This is a genomic window from Burkholderia sp. AU31652 (assembly GCF_002223155.1).
Lineage (GTDB): Bacteria > Pseudomonadota > Gammaproteobacteria > Burkholderiales > Burkholderiaceae > Burkholderia.
Window position 1 is genome coordinate 1,198,105 of sequence record NZ_NKFG01000003.1, and the last position, 16,901, is coordinate 1,215,005.

Annotated in this window: 9 protein-coding genes and 2 tRNA genes; 3 read left to right on the top strand and 8 right to left on the bottom strand. The window is 66.2% G+C overall.

The window, feature by feature from the left end; translation table 11 throughout:
• Positions 1–1,731 (top strand): SulP family inorganic anion transporter, encoded by a 1,731-nt coding sequence (locus tag CFB40_RS08210; protein ID WP_089431004.1) that lies wholly within the window; start codon positions 1–3, stop codon positions 1,729–1,731.
• Between the two features lie 22 nt (positions 1,732–1,753).
• On the opposite strand, the gene CFB40_RS08215 is transcribed toward CFB40_RS08210, so the two are convergent.
• The 7 genes from CFB40_RS08215 to CFB40_RS08245 all read right to left on the bottom strand — a co-directional run bounded on the left by CFB40_RS08215 (position 1,754) and on the right by CFB40_RS08245 (position 8,469).
• A complete protein-coding gene (locus CFB40_RS08215) occupies positions 1,754–2,689 on the bottom strand; it encodes a carbohydrate kinase family protein (RefSeq protein ID WP_089431404.1) in 936 nt (311 codons plus the stop codon).
• Positions 2,690–2,819: 130 nt separating this feature from the next.
• Positions 2,820–3,764 carry an ABC transporter substrate-binding protein gene (locus CFB40_RS08220; RefSeq protein ID WP_089425243.1) on the bottom strand — a complete coding sequence of 315 codons (945 nt, stop codon included), beginning with the start codon at positions 3,762–3,764 and terminating at the stop codon, positions 2,820–2,822.
• Between the two features lie 82 nt (positions 3,765–3,846).
• On the bottom strand, positions 3,847–4,884 hold the full coding sequence (locus tag CFB40_RS08225; protein WP_039358899.1) for an ABC transporter permease subunit: 1,038 nt from the start codon (positions 4,882–4,884) through the stop codon (positions 3,847–3,849).
• 42 nt (positions 4,885–4,926) lie between these two features.
• On the bottom strand, positions 4,927–6,480 hold the full coding sequence (locus tag CFB40_RS08230) for a sugar ABC transporter ATP-binding protein (protein ID WP_089425244.1): 1,554 nt from the start codon (positions 6,478–6,480) through the stop codon (positions 4,927–4,929).
• Positions 6,467–7,714 (bottom strand): ROK family protein, encoded by a 1,248-nt coding sequence (locus CFB40_RS08235; RefSeq protein WP_089425905.1) that lies wholly within the window; start codon positions 7,712–7,714, stop codon positions 6,467–6,469. The genes CFB40_RS08230 and CFB40_RS08235 overlap by 14 nt, the downstream gene beginning before the upstream one ends.
• A 349-nt stretch (positions 7,715–8,063) precedes the next feature.
• A tRNA-Leu gene (locus tag CFB40_RS08240) sits at positions 8,064–8,150 on the bottom strand.
• A 232-nt stretch (positions 8,151–8,382) separates the two neighbouring features.
• Positions 8,383–8,469 (bottom strand) — tRNA-Leu (locus tag CFB40_RS08245).
• A 680-nt stretch (positions 8,470–9,149) separates the two neighbouring features.
• On the opposite strand from CFB40_RS08245, the gene CFB40_RS08250 reads away from it, so the two are divergent.
• On the top strand, positions 9,150–11,447 hold the full coding sequence (locus CFB40_RS08250; RefSeq protein WP_256976582.1) for a CHASE2 and HATPase_c domain-containing protein: 2,298 nt from the start codon (positions 9,150–9,152) through the stop codon (positions 11,445–11,447).
• Positions 11,448–12,119: 672 nt separating this feature from the next.
• Here the strand turns inward: CFB40_RS08250 and CFB40_RS08255 are convergent.
• The gene (locus CFB40_RS08255; protein ID WP_089431006.1) at positions 12,120–15,056 is read right to left on the bottom strand and encodes a glycosyl hydrolase family 18 protein; all 2,937 of its coding nucleotides are present in this window, start codon (positions 15,054–15,056) and stop codon (positions 12,120–12,122) included.
• A gap of 308 nt (positions 15,057–15,364) precedes the next feature.
• Here CFB40_RS08255 and gbpA point away from each other — a divergent pair, with 308 nt between their 5' ends.
• Entirely contained in the window at positions 15,365–16,825 is a 1,461-nt protein-coding gene (gene gbpA, locus CFB40_RS08260) for an N-acetylglucosamine-binding protein GbpA (RefSeq protein ID WP_089431007.1), read from the top strand.
• The last annotated feature ends 76 nt before the right edge of the window (positions 16,826–16,901 follow it).

A 16,901-nucleotide genomic window follows, 5' to 3' on the forward strand; every position in this document is an offset into this window, starting at 1 on the left:
ATGACGACCGCCCCGATCCGCCCCGATGCCGGCCCGCAGCATGCCGACCATTTCGCCGCGCTCGACACGGCTTCGCCGCCGCCCACGCGACGCATCGGCCTCGATGCGCTGGCCGGCCTGTCGATCGCGGGCCTGCTGATCCCCGAGGCGGTCGCGTACGCGGGGCTGGCGAACCTGCCGCCGCAGGCCGGTCTCATCGCGTTGCTGTCGGGGCTCGTCGTCTATGCGCTCACCGGCAGCAGCCGCTTCGCGATCGTGTCGTCGACGTCGTCGTCGGCCGCCGTGCTTGCGGCGACCGTGCTCGCGGAGTCGGGGATGGCGCTCGCCGCGCAGCTCGCGCTCGCGGCGGCGCTCGTCGCGATGACGGGCGTGCTGTTCATCCTGGCCGGTGCCGCGCGGCTCGGCGGCATGTCGGACTTCGTCGCACGGCCGGTGCTGCGCGGCTTCACGTTCGGCCTCGCACTGACGATCGTCATCAAGCAGTTGCCGAAGATCCTCGCGATTTCGGTGCAGCACAGCGATGCGCCGCGTGTCGCGCTCGACCTGATCACCGGCGCGCCGCACGCGAATCTCGCGAGCGTCGTGCTCGGCGCCATTGCCCTGGCGTTGCTGTTCACGCTTGGGCGCAGCTCGCGCGTGCCCGCGACGCTCGTCGTGATCGTGCTGTCGATCGCGGCCGGCTACGCGATCGACTGGCAGCGATACGGGATCGCGATCGTCGGCCATATCGATTTCAAGCATATCGAGTTCGGCCTGCCGACCCTCGACCGCAACGCGTGGATGCAGACCGTCGAACTTGCGTTCGCGCTGATGCTGATCCTGTATGCGGAATCGTACGGATCGATTCGCAACTTCGCGTTGAAGCATGGCGACAGCGTGTCGCCGAACCGCGACCTCGTCGCGCTCGGCTGCGCGAACCTCTTGTCGGGCCTGCTGCACGGGATGCCGGTCGGCGCCGGCTATTCGGCGACCTCGGCGAACGAAGCGGCCGGCGCGCAGTCGCGCTTTGCCGGCCTGTGGGCGGCGGGCGTGGTCGCGCTGATCGTCTGGCTGCTGCTGCCGCAGCTCGCGCGCACGCCGGAGCCCGTGCTCGCGGCGATCGTGATCTTCGCGGTCAGCCACTCGCTGCATCCGTCGGTATTCCGGCCTTACTGGGCCTGGCATCGCGACCGCCTCGTGGTGATCGCCGCGCTGCTCGCAGTGCTCGTGCTCGGCGTGCTGCACGGGTTGCTCGCGGCCATCGGCGTGAGCCTGCTGCTGACGCTGCGCAAGCTGTCCGAGCCGAACGTCAGCGTGCTCGGCAGGCTGCGCGACAGTCACGATTTCGTCGACGTGGCGAGCCATGCCGACGCGAAGCCGGTGCCGGGTGTGCTGATCGTGCGGCCCGAGGCGCAACTGTTCTTCGCGAATGCGGACCGGATGCTGAACCGCGTGCGTGCGCTGATGAAGGCCGCGCCGGACGCGCATACCGTGATGCTGAGCCTCGAGGAAACGCCGGATGTCGACAGCACGACGATCGAATCGTTGCGCACGTTCGCGGCCGAATGCACGGCGCGCGGGTTGCGGCTCGCGATCGTGCGGCTCAAGGTGCACGCGCTGCATGCGTTGCGCCGCGCGGCCGACGATACGCTGCACGACGACGAAATGTCCGAACTGAGCGTCGACGAGAGCCTGCAACTGCTGCAGGCCCGGATGCCGCCGGACGGCAGCGACGGCACGACCGCCGCGTGACGAGGCGGCGCGCCGGCGCGCGCTATGGCGAAATCACGGCGTCGGCGGAGCGATCGATCATGGCGGTCACTTCGGCCGCCGTCGGCGCATAGGCGCCTGCATGCGCACAGGCGACCGCCGCGCATGCGGCTGCGTAGCGCAGGTGTTCGGCGGCTGATGCATCGGGACGCGCGAGCTGGCTCGCGAGCCAGCCGCCGATGCTCGCATCGCCGCAGCCGACGGTGTCGGCCACGTCGGTCGGGAACGCGGGCTGGAACAGCACGATGTCGCGATGCAGGAGCTGCATGCCGGATGCGCCGCGCGTGACGAGCATCGCGGCGTCCGGCGCCCACGTGCGCAGTTGTGCGAGCGCGGCGGCTTCATCGAGTTCGGGAAACAGCCCGCGCAGATCCTCGTCGGATACCTTGATCCAGTCGGCGAGCCCGGCCAGCCGGCGCAACGTGTCGCGATACGATGGCGCGGCCATCGGTGCGCGAAAGTTCGGGTCGAACGAGATCCGCTTGCCGGCCGCCCGCGCAGCCTGCGCCACGTCGATCAGGCGCGACGCGAGCGGCTCGCGCACGACACCGAGCGAACCGACGTGCACGATCTCGGCCGCGTCGAGTGCGCCGGCGGGCAGGTCCGCCGGATCGAATGCGAGATCGGCGCTGTTCTCGCCGATGAAGAAGTAGTGGGGCGGCTGCTTCGACACGACCATCGCGAGCAGCGGCGCGCGATCGACCTGCCGGATGAAGCGCAGGTCGAGCCCCGCGTCGGCGCTCTTGCGCATCAGCTCGTCACCGAAGGTGTCGCGGCTGACCGTGCCGGCGAAGGCCGTCGGCACGCCGAGTCGCGCACCGACGCGCGCGACGTTCCAGCATGAGCCGCCGGCGATGCTGTGCCAGTGCTGTGCGTCGTCGCGGATGAAATCGGTCAATGCTTCGCCGAATACGATCAGGCGGGGAAACGTCGTCGTCATGTCGAAACCTTGTGCCGCGCCGCTGTGCGCGGCGATGCAGCGATTGATCTGAAAAGGCGGGCAGCGCGGGCCGTCGCATGCAGCGACGCGGCCCTGCACCGCCCGGTTGCTCGGGCGGACGGGGGCGCGATCAGCGCGGGGTGCTCCAGCCCTTGTAGCTCTTCACGTTGTCGCGCGTGATGAGCGTCGGCTCGATCAGGATCATCGGGTTGGCCGGCTTCTGGCCGTTCATGATCCCGTAGCCGACGTTGACGGCCTGCTGCGCCATCGCCCAAGGGTCCTGGCTCGACGACGCCTGCACGAGCGTATTCGACTTGAGCGCGACCTCGATATCGGGCGCGCCGTCGACCGACGTGATCACGATGTTCGGGCGGTTCAGCTGCTTCGCGGCGAGATCGCTGCCGATTGCCTGCGGGTCGTTGATCGTGAACACCGCGTCGAGCTTCGGAAAGCGCGTCAGGTAGCCCTGCATCGCATTCATCCCGCCTTCACGCGAGCCCTTGCCGTCCTGGTCGCTCGACAGCACCTTGATGCCGGCGCTTTTCGCGAGCACGGTCTTGCAGCCGTTGACGCGATCGATCACGGCCGACACCTGCGGGCCGTTCTCGATGATCACGTTGCCCTTACCGTTGAGTTTCTTCGCGATGTAGTCGCAGGCCAGCTCGCCGGCCTTCACGTTGTTGGTCTGCACGGTCGCGTTCGCGCCGGCTGCCGCGACGTCGACCGCGACGACGGTGATGCCGGCCGCCTGCGCCTTCTTCACCGCCGGCTCGATCGCCTTCGGATCGGTTGCGTTGAGCAGGATCATGTCGACGTGCGCGGAGATGAAGTTGTCGATCTGCGTGAACTGCTTGTTCAGGTCGTAGTCGGCCGATACGGCCGTGACCTTCGCATTCGGGTTGATCTGCCTGGCGCGCGCCTCGGCGCCCTTGACGATCGTGACGAAGTACGGGTTGCCGAGCGACCCGACCGTGACGCCGATCGATTTGAGCGGCTTGTCGGCCGCGTGCGCGGCGGAAGCGCCGAAGGCGAGTGCGCAGGCGACGGCGGTCAGGGCGGCTTTGTGCTTGAACATGTCGTGGTGTCTCCGTGAAGTGGCTTGGCGGGTGGGCGCAGGGATCGGCCTGCGCCGCCAGGTTGAATGGACGGGCAGGGGCTCAGGTACGCGCCGAATCGCGCTGGCGGTAGCGGTCGAGCGCGACGGCGCCGATGATCACGAGCCCCTTGATGATGTACTGCCAGATGTCGGACACGCCGAGCAGCACGAGCCCGTTGGTCAGCACCGCGATGATCAGCGCGCCGATTAGCGTGCCGACGATCGAGCCGACGCCGCCGACGAAGCTCGTGCCGCCGAGGATCACCGCGGCGATCGCGTCGAGTTCGTACGACTGGCCGAGCTGCAGGCCGTTGGCCGCATAGAGCCGTGCGGCCGACATCACCGCGCCGAGGCCGGCGAGCAGCCCCGACGCCGCGTACACGAACAGCTGGATCGCCCGCACGTTGATGCCCGACAGGCGCGCGGCTTCCGGATTGCCGCCGACCGAATAGATGCGCATCCCGAGCACCGTGCGGCGCAGGATGAACCACGAGATCGCGATCACCGCGCACGCGATCACGACGAGCCACGGTACGCCGAGGATCGTGCCGTTGCCGATGAACGCGAACGGCAACTGCGGATTGAACACGGTCGTGTCGTTGCCGATCAGGCGCGCGACGCCGCGCACGGCCGTCATCGCGCCGAGCGTGACGATGAACGGCGGCAGGCGCAGGAACGAGATCAGGCCGCCATTGATCGCGCCGAACACGAGGCCGACGAGGAGCGCGAACGGCACGCCGAGCCAGCCCCAGCCCGGGATGGTCGACGCGAGTAGCGCCGCGACGGCCGCGGCGGCGAGCACCGAGCCGACCGACAGGTCGATGCCGCCCGTCAGGATCACGAAGGTCATGCCGGCGGCCAGCACGATGTTGATCGACGCCTGCTGCGTGACGATCGACAGGTTCTGCAGCGTGAAGAAACCGTCGGTCAGGAAGCCGAAGCCGATGCACAGGACCAGCAGCACCGGCAGCATGCCGGCGGTGCGGATCAGCGACTGCATGCGGGCGCGTTGATCGGCGCCGCGCAACAGCGGCGTGCGGGTGGCCACCGGCTGGGCCGTCGCGGAAGCGAGGTTCCGCTGCTTGGTCGGGTTGATCATTTCGGTAACCTGGATGTAAGAAGGAAATGAAAAGGGCGAGGCTCAGTGCGCGTCGGCGAGTTCGGCCTGCGAGCCGGTGGCGAGCGCGATGATGGCTTCCTGCGTGATGGGCGTCTGCGTGTAGCCGCCGAGTTCGCCGGCGATCTCGCCTTCGCGCATCACGAGCACGCGGTCGGCGACACCGATGATCTCCGGCAGTTCGCTCGAGATCACGATCACGCCCACGCCGGCCCGGGCCAGTTCGTTGATGATCCGGTAGATCTCGGATTTCGCGCCGATGTCGACGCCGCGTGTCGGTTCGTCGAGGATCAGCACGCGCGGCTTCGTTTCGAGCAGGCGCGACAGCAACACTTTCTGCTGGTTGCCGCCCGACAGCGCGCCGACGTTGACGTTCGCGTTCGGCACGCGGATCGACAGCGACGCAATGGCGTCCCGCGCGCGTTCGGCGCCGCGCGCGAGATCGAGTGCACCGAGCCGCGCATCGCGGTTGCAGACCGAGATGTTGATGTTGTCGCGCACGCTCATGTCGAGGAACAGGCCCTGGCGCTTGCGGTCTTCGGTCAGGTAGACGAGACCCGCGTCGATCGCGTCGCGCGGCGAGTGCGCGCCGAACGTGCGTTCGCCCACCTTCACGTCGCCGCGCACGCGCGGTTCGGCGCCGAAGATCAGCCGCGCGAGTTCGGTGCGGCCTGCGCCGACCAGCCCCGCGATGCCGAGCACTTCGCCGGCGTGCAGGTCGAGACTGCAGCCGCGCACGCGTGCGCCGTCGGCGATGTCGCGGACCGACAGCAGCAGGTGGCCGGGGTCGTACGGCGCGTGTTCCTTCTTGTAGAAGCCGGAGATGTCGCGGCCGACCATCATCGCGACGAGGCGCTCGGCCGACAGCGATGCGCGCTCCAGCGTGCCGACGTACGCGCCGTCGCGCAACACCGACACGCGGTCGGACAGCTCGTAGATCTCCGCCATCCGGTGGCTGATGTAGATGATCGCGAGACCTTCCTCGCGCAACTGGCGGATCAGGCGGAACAGGTGCTCGGTTTCGCGCGACGACAGCGGCGTGGTCGGCTCGTCCATCACGAGGATGCGTGCGCGGGTGTGCACGGCGCGTGCGATCTCGACGAGTTGCTGCTCCGCGATCGACAGCGTGTCGACGAGCGTGTCGGGCCCGAACGATGCGCCCAGGCGCGCGAGCACGTCCTCGCAGCCGCGCGCCATCGCCGCGCGGTCGATCGTGCCCCAGCGCCGGTTGCCGCGCCGCAGTTCGCGGCCGATGTAGATGTTTTCCGCGACGCTCAGGTTCGGCGACAGGCACAGTTCCTGGTAGATCACCGCGACGCCTGCATCGCGCGCGGCAAGCGGGCCGTCGATGTCGATGCGGGCGCCGTCGATCAGGATCTCGCCGCCGGCGTCGGCGCGGTAGGCGCCCGACAGGATCTTCATCAGCGTCGATTTGCCCGCGCCGTTTTCGCCCATCAGCGAATGGATCTCGCCGGGATAGACGGTCAGGCTGACGTTGTCGAGCGCGCGCACGGCCGGGAACGTCTTGCTGATCCCGCGCATCTCGAGCAACGGGCGGGGCGACTCAGATCGCGACATGGTTGACCTCCTGCGAGTCGGTGCGGGCGCCCTTGAGGATGCCGGCCCGCGGGGAGAAGTTGAAGAACATCGGCAGCGTGGCCGCGCCGATCGCACCGGCGTCGGCGCCGAACGTGCCGCGTACGAGCACCGGCGTGCCGCGGGCTTCGGGCGCGGTGGCCACGAGCGCGGCGCGCAGGCGCGTCGTGACCGCGTCGAGCAGGCCCGCGTCGGTATCGGCGTCGAGCACGACCACCGGCGCGTCGACCACGCACAGCACCGCGCGCAATGCCGGCGCAAGCGCGTCGACGCAATCATCGATCCATTCGTCGACGGCGGGCAGGCCGCGGGCGATGCACGCTTCGAGATCGGCCCGGTTGTCGACCGTTTCACCGTGATGGCGCAGATGGCGCACCAGCGCGTGCAGCGATGCACGCGCGAGCAGGATGTCCCACGGGCCGCGTGGGGGCGGCGCGGAAGCCAGCCGGCTCGGCGGCACGGGAATCACGGCGATGTCGCCTGCATTGCCGGTCACGCCGCGCAGGCAGTCGCCGTCGATCGCGATGCCGCCGCCGATGGCCGGCCCGATGAACAGGTAGACGAAGTCGTCGCACTGCCGGCCGTATCCGTAGAACAGCTCGGCGATGGCGGCTGCGTTGCCGTCGTTTTCGCCGAACACCGGAAGCGACAACATGCGACCGAGGTCGGCCGCGAAATCGACGTCTTCCCACGCGCGGAACGTGTCCGGTGCGAGGCCGAGTTCGCGCATCCACGCGCCGAGGTTGTAGGGCTGGGCGACGCCGATACCGGTCAGGCGGGCGCGCTCGTGGTCGGGGAGCAGCGCCTGCATCGCGTCGATGTCGTGGCGGACGATCTCGAGCACATCGGCGGGCGGTGGCAGCAGCGTGTCGTGCGAGCGGCGGCCGAGCACGTCGCCGGCGAAGTTGACGAGCGCCGTTTCGATGCGCATGCGGTCGAGATGGACGCCGATGCCGAACGCGCCGCGCGGGTCGAGGCGGATCAGCGAGGCCGGCTGGCCGCGCTGGCCTTCGGTGCGGCCCGCGAATTCGATCAGCTTCGCATCGGCGAGCGACGCGATGATGCTGCCGACTGCCGTACCCGTCATGCTCGCGAGGCGGGCGAGGTCGGCCTTCGACGCGCTGCCTGCGCGGCGCAGCGTCTTCAGCAGCAGGCGCTCGTTGTAACGGCGCACGTTGGCCGAGTTGCTTCCCTGGCCGAAGTGCGGGCTTCTCATGGCGTCTCCTTCCATGGTGCGCCGTCTGGCAGCGCATTAAATAAATCACGTTGATTTATTTAACCGCGCGCACGTCGGCGTGTCAGCCTAGGGAAATCCCGGTTTCGGTGGAAGCGGGACGTTGGTGCGAGGTGTTTGGAATCGGGGATGGATCGCGGAGATCGAGAAAATCGGATGCAGGTGGCTTGAGGGGAGTACGACCGTGTGGCGCCGGGTTGTTGCCGGATTTGCCGCATGCCGGGGCGCGCAAACCAAAGTGATTGGTTTGCCCTCGGTGATGGGGGAGGTGCGTTTCCGGCGCCGGAAATGAAAAAAGGCCGGCTAGAAGCCGACCTTTTTATAAAACAGATGGTGCCCAGGAGAGGACTCGAACCTCCACGATGTTGCCACCGCTAGGACCTGAACCTAGTGCGTCTACCAATTCCGCCACCTGGGCACGTTTCGCTTGTTGCTGCATCGCGAAAGAACGCAATTATAGCGTGTCCGAAGAGGCTGTCAACACAATTTCAGGTCGCGAACGAAAATAATTGAGCACGCTGTTCGGTGGGGCGAAGGAGGGGCATGCGAGCCGCTTGCATGTGCGGCGACGCCATCTTGCGATTGACGCGTATTTTCGGCGCCGGAAATGAAAAAAGGCCGGCTAGAAGCCGACCTTTTTATAAAACAGATGGTGCCCAGGAGAGGACTCGAACCTCCACGATGTTGCCACCGCTAGGACCTGAACCTAGTGCGTCTACCAATTCCGCCACCTGGGCACGTTTCGCTTGTTGCTGCATCGCGAAAGAACGCAATTATAGCGTGTCCGAAGAGGCTGTCAACACAATTTCATCGAAAGCGATGAAAAGTGTTCACGTCGAACGGCCTGCCACACACTGGCCGGGGCTGGCCCGTCTCGCTGCGAAAATTCAGCCCGACGCCGGCTTCGTCTCGACGTGCGTCGGCAAACCATTCGGTCGGGAAAAACGTGTTGCGAAATTTCTCGCCGTTCATCAAAGTTTGGCAGGATCGCTTCACGGGTGAACATCCAGGGCAAACAACCGCATCGTCTGCACGAACTCAACTGGGATCGAGGATCCCGAACGGGTCGCACCGGCACGGTATCGACGCGTCCTGACGACCGTCTGAATGGCAAAAATTAGGACGAGTCCGAAACGAAATAGAAACCATATGGGACGAGGTCTAATTGGACCCGGTGCCTAATAAAAATCGAGATGGTTCCGGCAACATGGCGACATTGGAACCCGCGGCAGCATGCCGTGCGGTTGCCTGTTGAGGGACCCGGGGCCGCCTGAGCGCTAGTCGCGTGGCGGGATCGCGAGCGCGACGAAAAATGTGGCCGTGGCCGCAACCATGCAGGAAGTGCGCGACTGCAACGAACTCGGGCGAATAAAACAATAACGTGGACCAAACCATGCCTGACTGGCTCAATCGAGTCTTGAAAATTGCAACATCCGTTCGACCTGCCGTATGGCCGCTCACGGCCGGCGCGGTGTTGCTGGCGGTGCTCAGCTGCACGCCGACCGCCGAGGCGTTGCTGTCGCCGCTCGACCGTTTGTACTGGAACCTGGTGGTGACCGGCGTCGATCACGGGGATCGTGACGAGGTCGTCGTCATCTCGATCGACAACAAGACCATTGCCGAACTCGGCAGCGGCGAAAGCTATGCGCGGACGTCCCATGCGCAGGTGCTCGATCGGCTGGGTGCCGCCGCGAGTGTCGTGCTCGACATGACGATGTTCAGCGCGGCGTCCGGCGATCGGCCGCTGGCGGGCGCGATCGCGCGGCAAGGGCACGTCGTGCTGCCTGCCCACGTATCGCAGGAGGCCACGCGTGCCGACACCGTGCTGTTGCCCGAGGCGCGCTTGCGTGCCGCGGCCGCGGCCATCGGCCAGCGCAGCGTGGTGCTGGGCAGCGACCATCTGGTGCAGGGCATCGTGCCTTATATTCACGCGGACAACGCGGAGGCGGAACTGCCGCACGTGGCGCTGGAGGCGATTCGCGTGGCGGGTGCGTCGCTGCCGGCCGGCGACGTGCGCCACCAGGTGCAGGACCACGTGTCGAATCTGGGGCATGTCGAGACCGGTTCGCTCGCGCTGTTCCTGCCTGCGCGCTTCGACCTCGATCGCTATTCATACGTCGACGTGCTGAAAGGGCGCATTCCCGAGTCGGCGTGGCGCGGTCGCATCGTCTTCATCGGCGACGCGATATCGGACTTTTCCGGGGTGTACGACCTGTCGACGTCGGAAGGGGGGCGGCTGCGGCGCGTCGAGGTCGATGCACTGGTGACGCAGGCGCTGCTCGATGGCCGCATTCTGCGGCGCGAGCCGGCGGCGATCCAGGTTGGCGTCAGCGTCGCGGTCGCGACGGGGATGCTGCTGATCTGCATGCTGGTGCCGGGCTGGCGCATGTACGCATTCGCGATCGCGTGGATGGCCACGTTCGTCTCCGTCTCGCTGGTGCTGCTGGTGCATTGGTCGTACTGGATGCCGCTCGGGCCGATGTTTGCCGTGTGCGCGCTGATTTTCGCGTTCTGCGGCTGGCGGCGTGCCGGCAGCCTGCGGACGTTCATGCTGAAGGAATATGGGCTGCTGCACCGGCTGGCCGGCAAGCATGCGTTCGCCGGCTTGCCGCACGCGGCGGGCGCCGATACCGAGCTGCCGAGCGCGGACGAAGTCGAGATCGCGATGCAGCAGATTCGCGCCTGGCAGACGGCCTATGTCGACATGATCGAGACGTTGCCGTATCCGATCTTCGTCGAACAGCACGGCCGGCTGCTGCTGTGCAATGCGGGCGGCCGCGCGATGCTGGAGACGTTCGACACCGCGGGTGACCGCGACGCGGCCGTCCGGCACGTGCTGTCGATCGCGCACGACGAAGTGCGGATCGCGAAGGCGAGCGGCAAGATTCACTCGGCGGAGCTGACGCTGAACGGGCGCACGCAGATGATGATGGTGACGCCGTTCGGCGACGGCGAGCAGCATCGTTCCACGGCGAGCATGATCTGCTTCGTCGATATCCACAACATCAAGGCCGCGGTCGAAAGCGACCGGCTGACGCTGCGACACATGGCGCACGACCTGCGCAATCCGCTGTCGACCGTGCTGTCGCTGCTCGAGGAGCGCAACCGCGCCGACGGCGCGACCGACGAGGATTTCCTGACGGACCTGCACAAGCTGGTGGACTACAGCCTGCGCGTCGCACAGGATTTCACGCAGCTGTCGCGCGCCGAGCATCTCGACACCCGCGCCTACGTGGCCGTGTCCGCCAACGATCTGGCGACGGAGGCGGTCGATCATCTGTGGCACAGCGCGAATGCGAAGCGAATCCGCGTCGAAGGTCCGCATTACGAGGGCGACGACGTGTTCGTGTCCGGCAATCGCGACATGCTGCTGCGTGCGCTGACCAATCTGCTCGACAACGCGATCAAGTACTCGGACGAGGAGACGGTGGTCGACGTATGGATCGCTGCCGACGATCGGCAGGTGACGATGACGGTGCAGGATCAGGGGATCGGCATCCCCGCCGGCGCGCTGCCGCGCCTGTTCGAGCCGTTCTTTCAGGTCGACGGCTCGCACCGCGACGCCAGCCGCGGCGTTGGGCTCGGCTTGCCGTTCGTGAAGGCCGTGGTCGTGCGCCATGGCGGCTCGATCGACGTGACGTCGACGCCGGGGCAGGGCAGCCGCTTCATCGTGCGCTTGCCGAGAACCGCTGCGGAAGCGCTCGAAGACGCGTGAGCCGTGCCGGGCCGCAACGGTAGTGCGGCCGCCAGCTTCGTCGAGGTCGGGTAGAGATTGAACCGGATGGATGGAAAGCCGGGCCCTGTATCGCACAGGGCCTGGCTTTTTTTCGTTCGGGCCTGGTGTGTGTCGCGACACGGCGGATGACGAGACGGGCGCGCCTGTCGGCGCTTCGGACTGCGTCACGATCGCGCCGTCCCGAGCGGTGCCGACCTGACGAGACTTGCGGATGGAGGCTCGTCGCCGTGAACCGCGGGATAGCGGACGGTGCGGCGATGGCCTGCCACGTCGGCACGAGAGACGAAGGCGCGGGGGCCGCGTGTCGTCTTCCGACGCGGACCTGCCGTCAAGCCGGACTTCGATCCCGCAGGCGCGGCGCGACCTCGGACGCGAAGCAGCGGAAAGGTCGAGGACGCCATCGACATGACGCGATGACATCGGGGCGACGTCGATCCTGGCGGTGGCGTTTGCGGTCCGCGCATTCCTTGCGCATCGGCCGCACCTTCACAACCGTCCGCAGCGTTGCGGATGCCCATCCGCCAACCGAAACCCAAACGAAAACGCCCTCGCGCGAGGCGAGGGCGATATCGGCATCAGCCGTTGTGCGTCGGAAGACGCGGGTTCGGATTGACCGGGGCGCCGCGCTGGCGCCGCCGGCCGGACCGGGCATTACTCCTTGTGTTCATCCCACGCCTGGTCCCACGCGGTGCCCTTGCCCGGCTCGTACGCCCAGGCTGCCATCGAGCACCAGTTGGTGTACGGGAACGGCTTGCAACGGAACAGCTTGCCGTTATTGGAAACGATGTCGCCCGCGTTGTACTTCGTGCCTTCCTTGTACTGCGGGTGGTTGCCACCGCTGCCGCCACCTTCGCCGCCGCCGTTGCCACCGTTACCACCGTTACCACCGCCGCTTTCGCCACCACCGCCTTCGCCGCCGTTACCGCCGCCGCTGCCGCCGTCGTTGCCGTAGAGCGTCCACGCGTCGTTCCACGCGAAGCCCTTGCCCGGCTCATACGCCGTCGGCGCGCCCGAGCACCAGCCGCTGTTCGGGAACGGCTTGCACTGGTAAAGCTTGCCGAGGTTCGACACGATGTCGCCGGCGTTGTACTGCGTACCGGCCTTGTACGCCGGGTGCTTGCCGCCTTCGCCGCCACCGTTGCCACCGTTGCCGCCGCCTTCGCCGCCGTTACCGCCGCCCGCATCCTTGGCCTTCACGAGGACGGTGTGCTTCGCGGTGCTCGACAGCTTGCCGTCGCTGACCGTGACCGAGAACGTGAACGACTGGTCCTTCGCGAGCGTGGGCGCATTGAAGTTCAGCTTCGCGCCGGCCGGCGTCGCCTGGATGCCGGTCGGGACGTTCCACTTGAAGCTCAGCTTGTCGCCGTCCGGGTCGGTCGATTTCTCGGCCGACAGCACGACAGCCTGGCCGGCCTGAGCCGTCGCCGGGCCGCCGAGTTGCGCGACCGGCGGGCGGTTTTCCGCCGGCGGCGGTTCCACTGCCGTGTCGGCCTTGGCGGTCACGACGACTTGCGCGCTGTCCTTCAGGCCGGCCGGATCGGTGACCGTCACGCGGAACGTGTACTTCGTGTCCTGCTTGACCGACGGAATGTCGACGCTTGCCTTCGCGCTCGTCGCGTTGGCGAGCTGCAGCGCCGTGCCGGCGACCTGTTCCCACTTGTAGGTCAGCTTGTCGCCGTCCGGATCGCGCGACTTCGACGCGTCGAGCGTCACCGTCGCCGGCCCGGTGACGGTCATGGCGGCGCCGGCGTTTGCGATCGGCGGATGGTTTTCCGCGCCGCCGCCTTCATTGCCGTGGCCGAGGCCCTTGTGCATCGCATTCAGGATGTCGCCGTTGTCCGAGTCGATTTCCCACGAGAACAGGCCGCCCAGCTGGTGTGCGCGCACGTAGTCGCCCTTCGCGAGAACGGAGCGCTCGTCGTCGAAGGTGAGGAGTTCACCGGTGCTCTTGTTGAATACGTACGGTGCTTCGGCCGTCTGGTCGTAGTGGTACTCGTAGCCGTTGATGCCGGCGTTGTTCGGCCCGATCATCTCCGCCTTGAGTTTCTTGTAGTCGAGGATGCCCGGCTCCCACTGACCCTTGTGCGCACCCGTCGCCGTGCCGGTGAACGGATTGCCGTCGGCATAGCCGTGTACGCCGGTCCAGCCGCGGGCATAGGCCGCCGCGCCGACCACGAGCTTCTTCGGATCGACGCCCTGCGCGAGCAGCGCCTTGATCGAATTGTGCGTCGTGTACGCGGTGTCCGGCTTCCAGCCCGGTGCATACAGCGCGGTCTGGTGGCCGAGTTCCTTCAGGCTGAACGCACCGTAGAAGTCGTACGTCATGTCGAAGATGTAGTCCATGTACTTCGTGGCTTCCTTGTAGTTCACCACGTCGATCTTGTCCTTGCCCGCGCCGATCGCCGACGTCAGTTCGTACGTCCGGCCGGTTTCCTGCGACAGCTTGTCGAGCATCTGCCGCAGTTCCTTCATCAGCGTCACGTACAGCGGGCCGTCTTTCACCGGATCGCCGAGCGACGGGTTCACGCCCTTGCCGCCGGGGAATTCCCAGTCGATGTCGACGCCGTCGAAGAACTTCCACGTGCGCAGCAGCTGCTCGGTCGAGTCGACGAACACCTTGCGCTTCGCCGGGTCATGCAGCTTGAAGAACGGATCGGACAGCGTCCAGCCGCCGATCGACGGCAGGATCTTCATGTTCGGGTTGCGTTTCTTCGCGGCCATCATCTGGCCGAGCACGCCCTTGAGCTTCGAGTTCGCGGTCTGCCCCGGCAATGCCTTGGCCATTTCACCGTAGGTGTCGTGGATCGCGACGCTGAAGTCGGGCAGGCCTTTGCAGCTCTGCTGGAGCGTGTTGAACGAGCCCGGCAGGTCCTTCGCGAGCGAGGCGTTGACGTCCGCACCGCCGCAGATCGGGATGAAGCCGTACAGCATGTGCGTGAGGTTCTCGACCGGCACGTTGTCGACGTTGAACTTGCGGTCGTAGATCGACCAGGTCGCGAAGTACGTGCCGACCACCGAGCCGGACGTGTTCGCGTACGGCTTGTGGTTCTTGCTCGCGTTGTTCGGCAGGTCGTCGGCGAGCTCGGGAATCGTGTCGAACACGACCACGTCGAGCGGTGCGCTGTCGGTCACCGCGCCGTTCGCGTCGATCACGCGCACCTGCATCTTCTTCACGCCGGGCGTCTTCACGTTCGCGACCACCTGGCCGCTCTGCGTGCCGCCGGGCGTCATCTTCACCTCGGACGCGGGGTCGACGATGCCGTCGACCAGCGCGACCGCCTTCACCGCGGTGCCGTTGCTCCAGATGTCGAACGGCAGCGGTACGTCGACCTTCTTGTTCAGCTTGACGATGTCCTTGTACGGCGCGACGCCTGCCTTCTGCATGTCGATTTCGACGAAGCCGTGCGGCTGCGAGGTGATTTCGTACTGTTTGAGGCTGGGTTTGCCGGGTGCGGCGAATGCGGCGTTGGCAAAGCTGAGTGCGCTGGCCGCGGCGAGTGCCGCATAGGCGATGTGCGTGCGGCGCAGCGAGCGGCGTCGAACCACGAGATCAAGAGTCGGTTTCTTCGAATTCAATTTGATAGCCATCCATCCTGGTGTTGAAAAAAGTGTCGCTAATGCCAGCGCATTTTTCTTCGTGGATGGCGGGGCGGCAACGAATCTCAATGCAATCTAAACGCGGGCCGGTCAACGCGGGACATGCCTATGTCAGGACTGCGGATGACCCGGCAGGGAATCGTTTAGAGATCGTTGAGGAAGATTCTCGATTGAAAGACGCTTGCCGATACTTCACTCAGCGTTTCGTCAGCAGAACATGCGTCACGCCATTCCGGACGTTCGAACGCGATCCGTCGAACGAAGCCAACCCTGACCAACTTTCAACCAAACGAAATCAGATGAGAACCCGAACTGCGAAAAAGACCCTCTTTACCCTGTCGCCGCTCGTTGCCTGCGCGTCGATGTTCTTCGCCCAGGCCGCATTCGCGCATGGCTACCTGTCCGAGCCGCCGTCGCGCGGCCTGCTGTGCAGCGCGAAGTCGGGGAAGATCGAAAACTTCAACTGCGGCTCGGTTGCCTATGAACCGCAAAGTATCGAAGGCAAGCAAGGCTTCCCGGCAGCCGGCCCGAAGGACGGCGAAATCGCGAGCGGCGGCGTGACGCAGTTCAGCGAACTCAACGAGCAGTCGGTCGATCGCTGGAAGCAGACCAGCATCAAGCCGGGCGCGCAGAAGTTCAAGTGGACGTTCACCGCGGCGCACGTGACGAAGGAATTCAAGTACTACCTGACGAAGCAGGGCTGGAATCCGAACGCGAAGCTCACGCGCGACCAGTTCGACCTGAACCCGTTCTGCACGGTCGACGGCGGGATGAAGAAAGCCGACGAGATCGGCCCGCACAACTGTACGATTCCGGCGGACAAGAAGGGCCATCACGTGATGCTGACGACGTGGCACGTCGGCGATACGGCCGGCATGTTCTACAACGTTGCCGACCTGAACATCACCGACGACGGCGGCGCGACCGATCCGGGCAAGCCCTCGTGGTCGAACGTCGGCAGCATCGCGCCGATCATGGACCTGAAGGCCGGCGACAAGGTCACGAACCGCGTGTTCAAGTCGAGCGGCGAAGTGCCGTCGATGAAGACCACGGTGACGATCGGCTCCGCACAGCAGGGCGAACGCAACATGTGGCCGATGCTGCTCGCGAAGGAAATCAACCGCGTGCAGTCGGCGAACCTGATGGCGGGCGTCGAGCGCGACGGTCGCATCGAGCCGTCGCTCGGCAAGAACGACGTGTTCTCGAAGAAGGGCAGCGGCATCGTGCGCACCGAGACGACGATCGATCACCAGCCGGAAAGCGGGCTCGACGAAGGCTTCAGCATCTCGAACAACGGTGAATTCAAGATCCAGAACGGCAAGGCGACCGCGAAGTTCTTCCTGAAGTTCAATCACGCGAAGGACACGAACGTCAACGTGAAGGTCTATGACGCGTCGAATTCGCTGGTCGACTCGAAGTCGTCGACGATGCGCATGCAGGGCGACGTGAGCGTCGACATCGCGAACGCGAAGGCCGGCCAGCACACGGCCGTGGCGACGTCGCAGATCGAAGGCGGCACGCTGAAGCAGGAAACCACCACGTTCAAGCTGACCGGCGACGCGGGTGGCGGCGAAGGCGCGCAATGCCAGGCCGAGTGGAAGCAGGGCACGGCCTACACGGGCGGCGCGAAGGTGCAGCACAACGGCCGCACGTACGAGGCGCGCTGGTGGACGCAGAACGAGGTTCCGGGCAGCCCGGCCTCGACGGGTGCGGACCACACCGGCAAGGTGTGGAAGGACCTGGGCGCCTGCGCCAAGTAACGACCTGAAAGGGCGTTGAGACGAGCCGCACGCAGCAATGCGTGCGGCTTTTCTTTTGGTGTCGGCGCGTACCGCC